This window comes from Streptomyces sp. NPDC030296 (assembly GCF_055572815.1).
The window spans coordinates 192497-207969 of record NZ_JBVICQ010000014.1 but is presented as its reverse complement, the minus strand read 5'-3'; the positions used below and the strand labels follow the sequence as shown (position 1 = coordinate 207969).

12 protein-coding genes are annotated in these 15473 nt (G+C 74.1%); 6 read left to right on the top strand and 6 right to left on the bottom strand.

Annotated features, from left to right (window positions below; genetic code table 11):
• Positions 1-229: 229 nt before the first annotated feature.
• Positions 230-2944, bottom strand: a complete 2715-nt coding sequence (locus ACZ4Z3_RS33920; RefSeq protein WP_468504630.1) for a helicase-associated domain-containing protein — start codon at positions 2942-2944, stop codon at positions 230-232.
• A gap of 212 nt (positions 2945-3156) precedes the next feature.
• On the opposite strand from ACZ4Z3_RS33920, the gene ACZ4Z3_RS33915 reads away from it, so the two are divergent.
• Both ACZ4Z3_RS33915 and ACZ4Z3_RS33910 read left to right on the top strand, forming a co-directional pair.
• Entirely contained in the window at positions 3157-4212 is a 1056-nt protein-coding gene (locus ACZ4Z3_RS33915) for a hypothetical protein (RefSeq protein WP_468504629.1), read from the top strand.
• 74 nt (positions 4213-4286) lie between these two features.
• Positions 4287-4919 (top strand): HAD family hydrolase, encoded by a 633-nt coding sequence (locus tag ACZ4Z3_RS33910; protein WP_468504628.1) that lies wholly within the window; start codon positions 4287-4289, stop codon positions 4917-4919.
• Here the strand turns inward: ACZ4Z3_RS33910 and ACZ4Z3_RS33905 are convergent, their stop codons facing one another.
• Positions 4920-5171, bottom strand: coding sequence for a hypothetical protein (locus ACZ4Z3_RS33905; RefSeq protein ID WP_468504627.1), 252 nt, complete (start codon positions 5169-5171; stop codon positions 4920-4922).
• 183 nt (positions 5172-5354) lie between these two features.
• Here ACZ4Z3_RS33905 and ACZ4Z3_RS33900 point away from each other — a divergent pair, with 183 nt between their 5' ends.
• Positions 5355-5738, top strand: a complete 384-nt coding sequence (locus ACZ4Z3_RS33900) for a cold-shock protein (protein ID WP_468504626.1) — start codon at positions 5355-5357, stop codon at positions 5736-5738.
• A 48-nt stretch (positions 5739-5786) separates the two neighbouring features.
• Here ACZ4Z3_RS33900 and ACZ4Z3_RS33895 read toward each other — a convergent pair whose 3' ends face one another.
• The 4 genes from ACZ4Z3_RS33895 to ACZ4Z3_RS33880 all read right to left on the bottom strand — a co-directional run bounded on the left by ACZ4Z3_RS33895 (position 5787) and on the right by ACZ4Z3_RS33880 (position 9414).
• Positions 5787-6680 (bottom strand): 1,4-dihydroxy-6-naphthoate synthase, encoded by an 894-nt coding sequence (locus tag ACZ4Z3_RS33895; protein WP_468504625.1) that lies wholly within the window; start codon positions 6678-6680, stop codon positions 5787-5789.
• Positions 6670-7422 carry a futalosine hydrolase gene (locus ACZ4Z3_RS33890; protein WP_468504624.1) on the bottom strand — a complete coding sequence of 251 codons (753 nt, stop codon included), beginning with the start codon at positions 7420-7422 and terminating at the stop codon, positions 6670-6672. The genes ACZ4Z3_RS33895 and ACZ4Z3_RS33890 overlap by 11 nt, the downstream gene beginning before the upstream one ends.
• 16 nt (positions 7423-7438) lie before the next feature.
• Positions 7439-7906 (bottom strand): hypothetical protein, encoded by a 468-nt coding sequence (locus ACZ4Z3_RS33885; protein WP_468504623.1) that lies wholly within the window; start codon positions 7904-7906, stop codon positions 7439-7441.
• Positions 7907-8022: 116 nt separating this feature from the next.
• The gene (locus tag ACZ4Z3_RS33880; RefSeq protein WP_468504622.1) at positions 8023-9414 is read right to left on the bottom strand and encodes an MFS transporter; all 1392 of its coding nucleotides are present in this window, start codon (positions 9412-9414) and stop codon (positions 8023-8025) included.
• A gap of 523 nt (positions 9415-9937) precedes the next feature.
• Between ACZ4Z3_RS33880 and ACZ4Z3_RS33875 the strand changes: the two genes are divergently transcribed.
• From ACZ4Z3_RS33875 to ACZ4Z3_RS33865, 3 genes are all read left to right on the top strand, one after another.
• Positions 9938-10867, top strand: a complete 930-nt coding sequence (locus ACZ4Z3_RS33875) for a DUF3027 domain-containing protein (protein WP_468504621.1) — start codon at positions 9938-9940, stop codon at positions 10865-10867.
• 313 nt (positions 10868-11180) lie between these two features.
• A complete protein-coding gene (locus ACZ4Z3_RS33870) occupies positions 11181-14306 on the top strand; it encodes a sacsin N-terminal ATP-binding-like domain-containing protein (protein ID WP_468504620.1) in 3126 nt (1041 codons plus the stop codon).
• A 271-nt stretch (positions 14307-14577) separates the two neighbouring features.
• Positions 14578-15366: a calcium-binding protein gene (locus ACZ4Z3_RS33865; protein ID WP_468504619.1), complete on the top strand. Its 789-nt coding sequence runs from the start codon at positions 14578-14580 to the stop codon at positions 15364-15366.
• Positions 15367-15473 lie beyond the last annotated feature (107 nt).

Genomic DNA, 15473 nt, shown 5'->3' with positions numbered 1-15473 from the left:
TTCGAGCGTGGACGTCGATCTCGCATCGGACCCAGGGTGGCTGCCCGGCGGCCCCCACCCCGATGCGCACGCCCCCGCACGACCCCTCGTCGGAGGGAAAACCGGGGATGGCCTGCATGAACATCCGCGCCCGCCCGAACGGGTGACGGCCGGGCCGCGATTTGATCATGGAACGGAGGGCGGGGACGGGCGCCTCAGGGGTAGCCGGGCCCATCGGGGGTCACCGGGGTCAGATCGAGTCGTCCGCCAGTTCCGCGACGCCCGTGATGCGGTGCAGCGGGAACGTCCGGACCTCGTCCGCCGTGTGGTCGTACGCCGTCACGAAGCCGCCCTCGACGCGCACCGGGGCGATGACGCGCTGGCTGGCGGAGCCCTCGGCGTTGACGTAGCCGATCCACAGGGCCTCGCCGGTGAGGACTGCCGCCTGCATCGTGGCGAGGGTCTCGGCGGAACTGGTGCGCGGCAGCGTCCCGGACGGGACCGGGGTGCCGCTCGTCCGCCGGGGTGCCGTCGACGCCAGATCACCGGCGCGGATGGCACGGATCGCGGCGGCCAGCAAGGTGTCGTCGGGGGCCGGCGGACCGTCCGGCACGGGCTCCGGGGCCGTACGGGCCGGGGTGCGGTGGGCGAGGGCGCGAGTGATCAGGACGTCGCCCTCCGCGGACTCGGCGGCCGGCGCGTACCCCATCGCGCGCAACCCCTCGAGCAGCGCCGCCGGGTCCGCCTGCGCGGCGAGCACGGTCGGCGCGAGGCGGCGCAGCCCGAGCCCCTTCGACCGCTTGTCGGCGAGGATCTCGCTGAGCATCGCGTCGTCGTCGCACCGCACGTACGCCGACGCCGCGCCGATCCGCAGGTGCCCGTGGCGCCGCGCCACGTCGTCGATCAGATACGCGAGGGGCTGCGGCACCGGCGTACGGGAGTGGGCCGTCAGGAAGTCGTGCAGGTCGGAGGCGGTCTGACCGGCGTCGAGGGCCCGGCGCACCGACCCCGGCGTGAACCTGTAGACCGTCGCGCCACCCTTCGACTCCACGTCCGCCACCACGCCCAGCATGTCGGCGAGCGGACGCCGCAACGGGCCCGGCGCGACCGCCGTCAGATCCGCCTGGAGCAGCACATGGTCGAGCGGCTCGGGCAGCAGCGGCGCGAGGAGCCGGGCGGCACGGCCCGCCGCCACGGTCTGCTCGACCACAGGCTTCGGGGAGGGGAAGGGCGCCGCAGGGGTGGGCACGTGATGGGCGGGGAGCTTGTCGCCCGGCGTCTCCGGCAGGTCGGCGGTCGCGGTGGTCGCCGGGGGCAGGCCGAGGAGGGCCCGCCCGTGGGAGGACAGCGCGCCCCGCCCGGTGATCCCGAGGGACTCGGCCTCGGTGAGCGTCCAGCGCGCCAGCCGGGCCCGCAGATCGTCCGGCTGCGCGCCCTGCGCCTGCGGCGCCCGGCCCTGCTTCGGCGCCTGCGGGCCCTGCGCGGTCTGGGAAGGCTGAGAGGGAGGCTGCGCGGCTCTGCTGGGGCGCTCCCAGCGGAGCCGCGCCAGTACGGAGTCGGGGGTGGCCGAGGTGCCCTCGGGCAGTTCGGCGAGCAGGGTGAGCACCCGGTGCCGGACCTCGGGCGCGGCCGAACGGTCCAGGCCGGGGCCCAGCGCCGACAGTGTGCGCTCCTTGGCGTCCCGCTCGCCGACCACCCCCGGCGTACGGGTCGCCGCCAGCCAGGCCGACGCGAGCCCCGCCCAGCGCTCCGCCGGAGGAAGCTCCAGCCACGCGTCGTACGCGGGGGTCGCCGCGTACCGCTCGTCGGCCTCGCCGTCCGAGGCCAGCAGGCCCGCGGCGTACGCCAGTTCCACCCAGAAGGCGGCGACCGGCTCGGGCACGTCGAGGGCGACGGCCGTCCGCTTCAGATCGCGGACGCTCAGGCCGCCGGCCCGCAGCACCGCCGGGCCGCCCTCGTCCCAGTCCTTCAGCAGCTCCTCCACGGTCGCGAGCGCCGTGTACGCCTGCCCGGCCGCCGTCGCGTCCACCACCTGGGGACGGTGCGTGCCCGCCGCCTCGACGGCCGGCGGCACCGGCTCCACCGCCCGGTGAGCCCGCCCGCCCCGCAGATGCAGGGCGACCTCGCGCGGGATGACGACCGTGCCGGGGGCGGTGGGCAGCAGCAGACCGCGGTCGAGGAGCCAGCGCAGATGGGGCGCCGGGTTCGCGGTGACCTGGCCGTACGGCGGCCCCCACACCAGGCGGGTCAGGACGTCCAGGGCCTCGGCGGGCGCGGTGCCGAGGAGCGCGGCCATACGGGGCCCGTCGGTGAACAGGCCGGAGAGGGAGGCGACGGCGGACACCGAGTCGTGCGTGCGGGGCAGGCCCACCGCCGTGACGATCTCCTGCACCCGGCCCGGTGACATGCCCGCCGTCGCCTCGCCGACGGTCGGGCCCAGGCCGGTCGGGGACGGGTGCTGCGGCGACGGGGCGAGCAGCTCACGGGCGGTGCGGACGAGACGGAGCCGGCTGTCGGGGCCCCACACCAGGGCCTGGTCGCGCAGCGTGCGTACCGCGTGGGGCAGGGCGGCCGCGACGGCGGGGCCGGGCGTGTCGTCCGCGGTCGCGCCCGCGCCCGTGCCCGCCATGAGACCGAGAAGTTCGTCGTAGGGGGCCGGGTCCGAGGCCACGGCCAGGGCCTGGGCGGTCTGGAGGGCGAAACGGTCCAGGCGTTCCAGGGCGCGGACCACGGAGGCGCGGGTGCCGGCGCGGGTCGCCAGCTGTGTGAGGTCCGTCGGCACGGGGGTGATGAGGTCCGGGCGGGCGCGGAGCAGCGCGGCGAGCGAACGGTCGTCACGGCCGCGGAGCGCTTCCGCGAGAGAGCGGGGGGCTCCGCCGGGCTCGGGGGACTCGGACGGGCCGGGGGCCGTGTCAGCTCCGCCGGGGGGTGCCGGCTGCGTGGTGCCGTGCTCCTCGGTGCTCATCCGGTCAACGGTAGCGGAGGAGGGTGGCGGAACGGGGGGGCCTGACGGCAGTCTCCTGCGGTCGCCTCGCGGCCTCCCGCGCTCCTCGCGGTCTTCGTGCCGTCCCGGCGGTCCTCGGGGCGTTCCCTTGTGCGGTGAAGAGTCGGCGTGCCGTCCTGGGCGGTGTGGAAGCGATACCGTCGAGGGACACGCGTCAACCCCGGAGGGGCTTCGTGGGGATTGAGAGCGACAAGGTCGTCTACGAGTATCTGAGCCGGGTCGGTGACCTGGCCCAGCAGCGACAGTTGCCGTCCGCGACCCGTATGCGTCTGGTGTCGGAGCTGCGGGACGAGATCGACCGGCGCAGGGCCAAGGCGCCGGTGGACAGTCCGGCCGCCGTTCGCCGCATCATCGCCCGCCTCGGCACCCCCGACGACATCGTCACCGCGGCGGGCGGCCCCGGCGACACGCCGGAGGAGCAGGCCGCCGTGCCCGTGCAGCGGGTGACCGGCGGTGGCACGGACGAGCGCGACGAGCGGGCCAAGGGGCTCACCGGCGGTTTCCGCAAGGTCGTGCCCCGGCCGCGTACCGCCGAACCGGCACCCCGGACGTCCCCGGAGGGCTCCGCCCCGCCGCACCTCGCCCCGCTGCACGAACTCGGCGACGGCGACGCACAGCCCGACTGGTGGCGCGTCGGCGGCGGAGGCCCCGGCGGCGTGGACATCGGGTTCGGGCTCGGGGACGCGGTGCCGGGGTTCGTGGGCGGCGTGGAGATCCCCGAGCTGCTGAAGCCGCCGCCCGCGAAGGACGAGGGCAAGACGGCGGGAGCCGCCGCGCCGGCCGCCGTGGAGAAGGCGGCGGCGGGCGCCGACGCGGAGACGGTGGCCGGGGACGTCCCAGCGGGCCGGCGGCGGCTTCGCCTGCCCCGGCTGCGGCCGGCCGGCGGCGGATGGAGCAACCCGCTGTTGCTGCTGGCCGCCGCGTTGCTGGTCGCCGGAGCGGCCATGGGGAGCCTCGTGCCGCTGGGCCTCGGCTGGCTGATCGCCTACCTGTCACGGCGGTTGACGCCCGCGGAGTCCAAGTGGGCGGTGCTGGGCGTGCCGGGAGTGGTGGCCGCCGGGGGCATCGTGTGGCTGTGGGGGCGCAGCGACGGGAGGTGGGGGGAGCCCATCGTCCGCGGCGAGATGAACGTCGCGGTCGCGGAGACCTGGCCGTGGGTGCTGCGTATCGCGGCCATCTCCTCCGCGCTGTATCTGCTCTGGCGCTCCCAGCGGCCCCGGGGCGGCTGACAACTCGGGTGCGCGCGGTTTGTTCGGCGGGTGCGGGGGGTGGGGGCCGTTCGCGCGGCTCCCCGCCCCCCACAATGGGCGCCATGGCCTCCATAACCGTCGGATTCGACCTCGACATGACGCTGATCGACTCCCGCCCCGGCATCCACGCCTGCTACCAGGAACTCGCGGCGCGGACCGGGACGTACATCGACGCGGATCTGGCGATCACGCGGCTGGGCCCGCCGCTCGTGGAGGAACTGGCGTACTGGTTCCCCGCGGAGGACGTCCCCGCGATGGCGACGCTCTACCGGGAGATCTACCTGGAGAAGGGGATCACCGCGGCGCCCGCGATGCCGGGCGCGCGGGAGGCGATCGCCGCGGTGCGGGCGGCCGGCGGGCGGGCCATCGTCGTCACCGCGAAGTACGAGCCGAACGCCAAGCTGCACATCGAGCACCTCGGCATGGAACCGGACGCCGTCATCGGCGACCTGTGGGCGGAGGCCAAGGCGGGGGCGCTGCGCGAGCACGGCGCGAGCGTGTACGTCGGCGACCACGTCGGGGACGTCCGCGGCGCGCGCACCGCCGACGCGTACTCCGTCGCCGTGGCCACCGGACCGTGCGACGAGCGGGAGCTGCGCGAGGCGGGCGCCGACGTCGTCCTCACGGATCTGACGGCCTTCCCCGAGTGGCTGGCGGCCCACACCCGCCGGGAAACGCGAGCCTGATCAGCCTGACTGCGAGCGTGCCTTCCTGCGGCCCGCCGCCACCGATTGCAGGACGCCCGCGCCCGCGATGAGAAAACCGACGCCCATGAGCATGCTCAAACCGAACATGTAGGTGGGAAACGGGGCCGTGTCGAGGAACAGCGGGGCGACGGTGACCAGTGTGGCCACGGCGCCGACGAAGAACACGATGACGCCGGCACGGATCAGCCGGTCACCGGGTTCGGCGGAATTCGGTTGGGTTTTGTCACGCACCGGACCAGGGTAGTTCCCAGCGCGAGAGAACAGGCGGGGGACGTCTTGTCACCCGCCCCCAGACCATTAGCCTGGGTACCGGCGGGTCCCGGCGGCCCGCTGTAGTGCTATCCAGAGCAGTTTCCGCACACCGAGAACACTTTTCAGACGCAGTTTCCGACGAGTACGAGGACGAGGACAGACGTGCCTACCGGCAAGGTCAAATGGTTCAACAATGAGAAGGGCTTCGGCTTTCTCTCCCGTGACGACGGCGGTGACGTCTTCGTCCACTCCTCCGTACTGCCGACCGGTGTGGACAGCCTGAAGCCGGGCCAGCGCGTCGAGTTCGGAGTCGTCGCCGGTCAGCGCGGCGACCAGGCACTGTCCGTGACGATCCTGGAGCCGGCCCCCTCGGTCGCCGCCGCCCAGCGCAAGAAGCCGGACGAACTGGCCTCGATCGTGCAGGACCTGACGACCCTCCTGGAGAACATCACACCGATGCTGGAGCGGGGCCGCTACCCCGAGCGCACGGCCGGCAAGAAGATCGCCGGCCTGCTGCGGGCGGTGGCCGACCAGTTGGACGTGTAGTCCCGCGAGGCGTAGTACCCCGAGTCGTGGCCGCCGCCCGCGGGGCGGTCAGGGGAAGTCGAGTGCGTGCGGGCCGAGGGGCGGTACCAGTCCCTCGGCCGCCGCGCGGGTGAGCAGACCGCGGATCGCCGCGTAGCCGTCCTCGCCCAGGTCCGCCGTGAACTCGTTGACGTACAGGCCGATGTGCTGGTCGGCGACGGCGGGGTCCATCTCCTGCGCGTGTTCCAGGACGTACGGGCGGGACACCTCGGGGTCGTCCCAGGCGGCGTGGACGGACGCGCGGACCGTGTCCGCGAGCCGGCGCAGCGTCTCCTCGCCCAGCGAGCGCTTCGCGATGATCGCGCCGAGGGGGATCGGCAGGCCCGTCGCCGACTCCCAGTGCTCACCCATGTCGGCGAGCTTGCGCAGCCCGTAGTTCCGGTAGGTGAAGCGGGCCTCGTGGATGACGAGTCCCGCGTCGACCTTCCCGTCGCGCACGGCGGGCATGATCTCGTGGAACGGCATGACGACGATCTCGCCGACCCCGCCGGGCAGCGTGTCCGCCACCCAGAGGCGGAACAGCAGATACGCCGTCGAGCGCTCGCTCGGCACGGCCACCGTGCGCCCGGTGAGTCCCCCACTGCCGGAAGCGCGGGAAGTGCCCCCAGGGCCCGGCTCCCGCGTCAGCACCAGCGGCCCGCAGCCCCGGCCCAGCGCGCCGCCGCACGGCAACAGGGCGTACTCGTCGAGGACGTACGGCAGGACCGCGTACGACACCTTCAGTACGTCCAGGTCGTCGCCGCGCTCGGCCATGCCGTTGGTGATGTCGATGTCCGCGAACGTCACGTCCAGCGCGGGCGCGCCCGGAATCCGGCCGTGGGCCCACGCGTCGAAGACGAACGTGTCGTTGGGGCAGGGGGAGTAGGCGATCCGCACGGTGTCGGCCGCCCGCTCAGCGCTCATGCCGCTCGTGCTGTTCCTGTGGCTCATCCGGCTCATGTCGGTCCCAACTCTCCAGTACGGGCGTCAGCTTCCCGAAGGCCCCGGTGAGGGCGGTCAGCGCGTCGCCGATGCGCCAGGCCGCGCGGTCGCGGGGGCCGACGGGGTTGGAGACGGCGCGCAGTTCCAGTACGGGCGTCGTGTGCGCGGCGGCCGCCTCGGCGACCCCGAAGCCCTCCATCGCCTCCGCCAGCGCGTCCGGGTGCCGGGTCCGCAGCTCCGCGGCCCGCTCGGCGCTGCCGGTGACCGTGGAGACGGTGAGCACCGTGCCGGTACGGGCCCCGGTCGCCGCGGCGACAAGGTCCACGAGCGCCTTCGGCGGGTGATGGGTGACGGTGCCGAACCCGAGGTCGGTGACCGGCACGAAGCCGGCCGGGGTCTCGGCGCCCAGGTCCGCCGCCGTGATCGCCTCGGCCAGCACCAGCGACCCGAGCGGCGCCCCCGGCGGGAAACCCCCCGCGATCCCCGCCGACACCACCAGGTCGTACGGCGCCCCACCGAGCACCCCGGCGGTGAGCGCGGCGGCGGTGGAGGCGGCGGCGAGCGCGGGCCCCACACCGGCGGCGAGGAGGTCGTACACGGACCCGGAGGCGGTGTGGCGGTGCAGGGACGCCGTCGGGAGGGGAACCTCCGTGAACGGGCCCGGGAACGCGCGTGCCACCGCGTCCCGCTCGGCGGGGACCGCGGTGGCTACGAGGATGCGCATGGGCGGCGTACGCGGATCAGGCGTCCGGGTTCTCGAACTTGAAGTTCCAGACGCCCTTGTACTGCGTGGAGCCCTTCTTCTGCTCGACGACGCTGATCGTCAGCGACTTCTGCGCGGTCTGACCGGGCTGCGTGGCGAACAGGTCGGCGTTCTGGAAGGCCCAGTACGTCTTCTTGAACGTGTCGGTGGCGGGCTCCCCGTTGATCCACAGGGCCCAGCCGGTCTCCGCGATCTCCGGGTCGACACCGATGCGCAGGGTCTCGCCCTGGGGCACGTCGATCGACTTCGACGGCTTCTCCCTGGCGCACTTCGCGGCCTGCTCGGCGCTGAGGGTCTCGTAGCACTCGGCCTCGGTGCTGACCGACTCGGTGCCGAACGTGACGGTGGCCATCGGCGTCGGCTTGTCGCAGGCAGACAGCACGAGGAGTCCGGCGGAAACAGCGCCGAGAGTGGCTGCGGCGCGACGGGAACGCTGGGAGGTCATGGGCGAAGGCTATCTGGCATGTCCAGGGGTGCTCCTACGTGGGGTACGGCGTGCCGGGTACGCGGGGTGCGGGGCGCCGGGCCGGACGGTGTCACGGCGGTCCCGTTCCGCCCCGCTCACGCCACCTTCGCCTGGGGCGCGCCGCCGCGCCGGGCCGAGGAGAGCAGGCCGCGGACCGTGGTCAGCCAGCCCAGGGCGACGATCCCGGCGGCCACGGCCATGCCGAGCGTGCCGACCAGGGGCAGGGCGATACCCATGCCGCCGCCGACCACCCACGCCATCTGCAGCAGGGTCTCGGAGCGGGCGAAGGCGGAGGTCCGGACGGCCTCGGGCACGTCCCGCTGGATCAGCGCGTCCAGAGCCAGCTTCGACAGGGCCTGCGACAGACCGGCGAACGCGGCCAGGCAGGCGATGAAGAACGCGCTGAAGAACACGACCGCCAGCACGGCGACGGCCAGCTCCACCGCGACGACGGTCACGATGATCAGCTCCGGCGCCCGGGACTTCAGCCACGCCCCCACGGCGGTGCCGAGCGCGTTGCCCGTGCCCGCCGCGAGGGCCACCATGCCGAGGGAGACGGCCGCGCTCTGCCCGGGGAGCGGGTGCACCCGCAGCAGGAACGCCAGGAAGAAGATCAGGAAGCCGGACAGGCAGCGCAGCGACGCGTTGGCCGCGAGGGCGTGTGTGACGGCCGGGCCGACCGTCCGCAGATTCGGCCGCTTCAGCGTCTTCGCGCGGTGCGGGCCGTGCAGATGCTCCGGGTCCGCGGCGAGCAGCGCGATGTCCTCGCCCTTCGCGGAGTCGACCTTGGGCGGCAGCGTGAACGACAGGAACGTCCCCACGAGGAAGATCGCGCACGCCCCGTACAGCGGGAAACGCGGACCGAGGGCCTGGAGCCCGGCCCCGATCGGGGCGGCGACACCCGTGGCGAGGAGACCGCAGAGCGTGACCCGCGAGTTCGCCTTGACCAGCGAGAACGCGGGTGGGAGGAGCCGGGGGACGATCGCGCTCCTCACCACCCCGTACGCCTTCGACGCGACGAGGACGCCGAGCGCGGCCGGGTACAGCTCGATGCCGCCCGTCTCCACCGCGCCGACCAGGACGAGCGCGAGGAACGCCCGCGCCAGCATCGCGCCGGCCATCGCGGCGCGGCGGCCGTGCGGGAGGCGGTCCAGGAGGGGGCCGACCACGGGGGCGAGGAGGGCGAAGGGGGCGAGGGTGATGGCGAGGTACAGGGCGACGCGGCCGCGGGCCTCGTCGGTGGGGACGGAGAAGAAGACGGTGGAGGCGAGCGAGACGGTGATCATCACGTCGCCGGCGCCGTTCACACCGTGCAGTTCGATGAGCTTGCCGAGGCCGGACTCGCCGGCGCCGTGGGCGTGGGTGGCCTTGCGGATGCCGCGGGCGGGGGCGGTCACCGGCCGGTGCAGGGCGCGGGTCAGCGAGCGGACGGCTCCGGTCAGTCGACCTGAACCGCCGCGGGTTCCGCTCCGCTCGGCGCCGGTCACCTCGTCATAGTGCCCCGAGATGGGGGGCCGTAGTGCGGTTGACGCTCGTATGGCGGTGAACGGGGTTGGCGGCGCCTGGTGGGTTGGGGGTGCGGGTTCGTCGGCGGGTGCGGGTTCGTTGGGGTTTGTCGCGTAGTTCCCCGCGCCCCTGAAAAGCGTCCGGGGCTGCGCCCCGTGCTTTTCAGGGGCGGTACCTGGTGCCCCACCAGCCCGCACGTGCTCGGTTCACGCCAACGCCGGGCCCGCCTGATCCGACCTCGGGAATCGGTCCCGGCTCAAGCCCAGCGCAGCGGAACCGTAACGTCGGTGTGGGCGCCGGGCGCTGGAGAAGGTAGCGTGCATAGCGCGCCCGCGGCGGTTGTTCTCGGCCGCGCGCCTGACGTTCATCCCGCAGAATGGGTGACATAGGTGCGCCCGAGTGCGATCGGGCGCGGACGTCGACGCGGCCCCCTGGTCCGCTCCGTCCGCACCCCCCGCCGAGGGAGGCGCACTCGTGAGACGGCGTAGGAGAGAAGCGATACCTGTGAGCGCAGCGACAACGCGAAGCCGCACCCCCGACCGCTTGTGCGCCGAGGCCGTCGACCTCGCCCGCGCCGCCGCCGAGGAGGCGGCCGCGCCCGGCGTGGTGGGGGAGCACGCGGGGCTCGTCTCCGAGGGCGACCGCGTTGTCACGCACTTCTTCGAGTGCAAGGAGATGGGCTACCGGGGCTGGCGCTGGGCCGTCACCGTCGCCCGCGCCTCCCGCGCGAAGATCGTCACGCTGGACGAGGTCGTCCTGCTGCCCGGCCCCGACGCGCTGCTCGCGCCGGAGTGGGTGCCGTGGAGCGAGCGGCTCCGGCCCGGCGACATGGGCCCCGGCGATCTGCTGCCCACCGACGCGGAGGACCTGCGGCTGGAGCCCGGCTTCTCCGGTGAGGACGAGCCGCCGCCGAACTCCCCGGTCTCCGAGGACATGGCCGAGCTGGTGGAGGCGGAGGACGCGGAGGTCGCGGGCGGTGTTCCCGCGAAGCTGCCGGTCGCGCCACGCCGCGGTTCCATCGCCGCCGTCGCCGAGGAACTGGGACTGCGGCGGGCCCGCGTGCTCTCCCGCTATGGGCTGCACACGGCCGCGGACCGCTGGGAGGAAGGGTTCGGGGCGAAGACCGCGATGGCCCAGGCCGCGCCCGCGTCCTGCGTCAGCTGCGGGTTCCTCGTGCCGATCGGGGGGTCGCTCGGGCAGGCCTTCGGCGTGTGCGCGAACGAGTTCGCGCCGGCGGACGGGCGGGTCGTGTCGCTGACGTACGGGTGCGGGGGGCACTCCGAGGCGGCGGTCATGCCGAAGCCGCCGCAGCCGGCTCCGCCGCGGCTCGACGAGATGAAGGTTGACCCGTTCCCGCTGCGGCCGTCGCCGGACTCCGGGTCGGTGCCCGTGGACGCGGATGCCGAGGCCGAGGCGGATCTCGGTCACTCGTGACCTGGGCTGTGGTGCTCAGGGGCGCCCAGTAGCTCGGGGTGCGCCTGCTTGTCGGCGGGTGCGGGTGCGTTGTGGTTTCTCGCGCAGTTCCCCGCGCCCCTGAAAAGCAGGGGGCTGCGCCCCGTGCTTTTCAGCGGTGCCACCTGGCGAAGGACGGGCCGCAGGCCCGTTCCTTCAGGGGCGCGGGGAACTGCGCGACCAGCCCCCACGCACCCGCACACGCCGAACCCGCACACGCCCCCCACCCTCCGAGGCGCCCGGCGTCCCCCGCACGCGGTACTTTCGTGCTCAGCGGCGACATGGAAGGTGAACCGTGAGCAAGTTCGTGCGGCCGGCGGCCGAGGGTGCGGATCCGTTCGGGACGGCGCGGCTGCGGCGCGGGGTGCTGGACGCCTGGGCGACCAGCCCGGCGAGGTTCCGTGAGGACGCCAACGCCGAGGAGGACCTCGCCCTCGGCGGGTACCGGGACCGGCTCGTCGTGGAGCTGGCGCAGAACGCCGCCGACGCGGCGGCCAGGGCCAAGGTGCCGGGACGGCTGCGGCTCACCCTCCGCGACGGCGTCCTCGTCGCCGCCAACACCGGCGCCCCCCTCGACGCGGCCGGCGTCGAGTCGCTGTCCACGCTGCGCGCGTCCGCGAAGCGGGAGGGCCACGACCAGGCCGTCGGCCGGTTCGGCGTCGGGTTCGCCGCCGTCCTCGCCGTCACCGACGAGCCCGCCGTCGTCGGCCGGCACGGCGGTGTCCGCTGGTCACTGGCCGAGGCCCGGCTGCTCGCCGCCGAGACCGCCCGGCACAGCCCCGGGCTCGGCGACGAGATCCGCCGCCGTGAGGGGCACGTACCGCTGCTGCGGCTGCCGTTCGCGGCCGAGGGGTCCGCGCCGGAGACGTACGACACCGTCGTCATCCTGCCGCTGCGCGACGCCGCCGCCGGGGATCTCGCCGAGCGGCTGCTGAACGCCGTCGACGACGCCCTGCTCCTCGCCCTGCCCGGCCTTGAGGAGGTCGTCATCGAGAACGGTGACGCTCCCGCGCGCACCGTGCGACGGCGCGAGGAGGGGGCGTACGTCGTCATCGAGGACTCGCGCGACGGTGTCACGCGCTGGCGCACGGTCGCCGAGCACGGCGCGATCGAGGCCGCGCTGCTCGCCGACCGGCCCGTGGAGGAGCGGCTGCGGCCCCACTGGTCCGTGACCTGGGCGGTCCCGACCGGACCCGACGGAGAGCCGGTCCCGCCCCGTACCAGCCCCGTGGTGCACGCGCCGACGCCCAGCGACGAGCCCCTCGGTGTCCCCGCGCTGCTCATCGCGTCGTTCCCGCTGGACACGACCCGACGGCACGCCGCGCCCGGTCCCCTCACCGACTTCCTCGTCCAGCGCGCGGCCGACGCGTACACCGAACTCCTCGCCGCCTGGCAGCCGGTGACCGAGCGGATCATCGGTCTCGTGCCCGGTCCGCTCGGCAAGGGCGAGCTGGACGGGGTGCTGCGCCAGGCGATCCTGGAGCGGCTGCCGCGCACCGCGTTCCTGCCGCGCGCGCTGCCGCCCGCCGAGGACGACGAGCTGCCCGAGGCGCTCCGGCCGCGGGACGCCGAGGTCGTCGAGGGCGCCGGCGCGGAGACCGTGCGGGTCCTCGCCGAGGTGCTGCCCTGCCTGCTCCCCGCGGGGCTCGAACGGCGCGCGGAGCTGCGCACGCTCGGTGTCGCGCGCCTGCCGCTGGGCGACACCATCGACCGGCTCGCCGGTCTGGAGAAGGCGCCCGACTGGTGGCGGCGGCTCTACGACAGCCTCGCGGGCGTCGACCCGGACCGCCTTTCGGGGCTTCCGGTGCCGCTCGCGGACGGGCGTACGACGATCGGGCCGCGCCAGGTGCTGCTGCCCACCCCGGACGGCCCGCAGGCGGCCCCGGAGACCCTCGCCCGGCTCGGTCTGAAGGTCGCCCACCCGGACGCCGCGCACCCGCTCCTGGAGAAGCTGGGCGCCCTGCCGGCGACCCCGCGCGCCGTGCTCACGACCCCGCAGGTGCGGGCCGCCGTGGCCGCCTCGCTGGACGACGAGGGCACGGCGTGGGACGACGAGGACGGCCGCCCGGACGCCGACGAGCTCGCCGAGCTGGTCCTCACCCTCGTCCGTGACGCCGCCCTCGACCCCGGCGACGAGCCCTGGCTGGGCGCCCTCGCCCTGCCCGACGAGGACGGCGAACTGGCGCCCGCCGGTGAACTCGTCCTCCCCGGCAGCCCGTTCGCCCGGATCATGCGCGAGGACGAACTGGCCTTCGTGGACGCCGAGCTGGCCGAGCGCTGGGGCGAGCAGCCGCTGGCCGCGTGCGGCGTCCTCGCCGACTTCGCGCTCGTGCGCGCCACCGACGTCGTCCTCGACCCCGACGAACTGGAGCCCCGCGACGGGGACTTCGCCGAACCCGACGACGCCGGGCTGCTGGACGCCGTGGACGTGTGGTGCGAGGACATCCTCGACCGGTTCCCGGACAGCCCCGTCCCGCCGGTCGCCACCGAGATCGTCGCCGTGCGCGACCTGGACCTCGTCGACGAGGACCGCTGGCCCGAGGCGCTCACCCTGCTCGCCCGGCCCCCGCTGCGGGACGCGCTGGTGCAGCCGGTGCGGATCCTGCTGCCCGACGGCACCCACGAGGTCGTCCGCCCGTACACGGCCTGGTGGCTGCGCGGCCACCCCGTCCTCGACGGCCGCCGCCCCGCCGGTCTCCTCGCGTCCGGCGGCGACCCGCTGCTGCGGGGCCTGTACGACGAGGCCGACGCCACCGGCTTCGACGACGAGCAGGTCCTGCGGGCGCTGGGCGTGCGCACATCGGTCGCCGCGCTGCTCGACGAGCCGGGCGGCGCCGCCGAACTGCTGGACCGCCTGGCCGACCCGGAGCGTGAGGTGACGGCCGCGCAACTCCACGGCCTGTACGGGGCCTTGGCCGATCTCGATCCCGAACAGGTCACGCTGCCCGACGAGTTGCGGGCCGTGGTGGACGGCGAGGTGGTGGTCGTGGACGCCGCCGACGCGGTCGTCGTCGACTCGCCCGACCTGCTGCCCTTCACCTCCGGTGTGCCGCTGCTGCCCGTACGGCCGTCCCGCGCGGCCGAGTTGGCCGAACTGTTCCAGGTGCGGCGGCTCAGTGAGTCGGTGACGGGCGAGGTGGACTCCGAGGGCGTGGAGCACGACGTACCGGAGTCGGTGCGGGTGCTGCTCGGGCCGGCCACCCCCGCGACCTATGTCGAGCACGAGGAACTCGTCGTCGACGGGGTCGAGCTGGACTGGCGACGGTCCGGGGACGGGGTCCTGCACGCCGCGACCCTGGAGGGCGTCGCTGCCGGGCTGGCGTGGGCGGCGGGTCAGTGGCCGCGCCGCTTCGAGGTCGCGGCGCTGCTGGAGGACCCGTCCAGGACGGAGGAGTTGGCCCGCGACCGCTGGTTCGACTGACCGGGCCGAATCAGTCGGACGGGTCCGTCCGGTCGTCATGCCTTGGGGTCCCTGTGGCCGGGGATGCGGATGTGATGTGCGTAACATCTCCGAAACTCATTCGCATCTCGTACAACCATTCGCCACACTCATGGATCTGATCACCCGAGCCGACCGGCTTCCCGTGAGCCCCGGGGGTCCCCTGAACCTCCGGCGTCTCCCGAAGCCCTCGGGCTCTCAGACCGACAAACGGATCTCGCGCGACTTCGACCTGCCGCGAGGTCCCTTCCACGTGGGGAATACATTGCACAAGCGTGCCACTCTGGGTGTCATCACCGGCGCCCTGGCCCTGACCGCCTTCGTCGCCCCGGCCGCACAGGCCGACGAGAAGATCGGCAACGTCAAGGTCTCCAACTTCGTCATCAACGGCGGCAAGCCCGTCGTCGTCGGCGCCACGGGCAAGAAGACGGTCAAGCTGTCCTTCTCCGTCACCGACAACTCCGGTGCGTGGCGTGCCGCCGCGCAGCTGTACCACGGCAAGAGCCTGGAGACCGCGGACAGCGCGGCGGCCTCCGGCAGCACCTGGATCAAGTGCAAGAAGGTCAGCTCCACGAAGTCGACCTGCTCGGCGACCTTCACCTTCAAGGCCGGCGGCAACGCGGTCAACAAGGTCGCCGGCACCTGGAAGACCTGGGTGATCGCCCAGGCCAAGGACACCAACTACATCCAGAAGGACAACGCCAAGTCCTTCAAGGTGCAGCGTGCCACGCAGCTCCAGGGCGCGGACGTCGCCCCGGAGCCGGTCGCCAAGGGCGAGACGGTCACCGTCACCAGCCGCCTGACCCGCGCCAACTGGGACGCCGGCACGAACGCCGCGTACGGCAACCAGTCGGTGACGCTGCAGTTCAAGGCGGCGGGCGCGTCCGCCTACAAGAACGTCAAGACGGTCAAGACGTCCGCCACCGGCGACCTGTCCACCACCGTCAAGGCGTCCGTCGACGGCACGTACCGCTACGTCTTCGCGGGCAGCGCGGGCACGGCGGCGGCGACGGCCGTGGGCGACACGCTCGACGTGAAGTAAGCAGCAGGAACCCGCCGCTGCACGGTCAGCGGTGACAGGCCCCCGGAGAGGGAGCCCCCGAACGGCCGGCGAACCCGCCGACCGCAGGGGGCCCCGCTCCGGGGGCC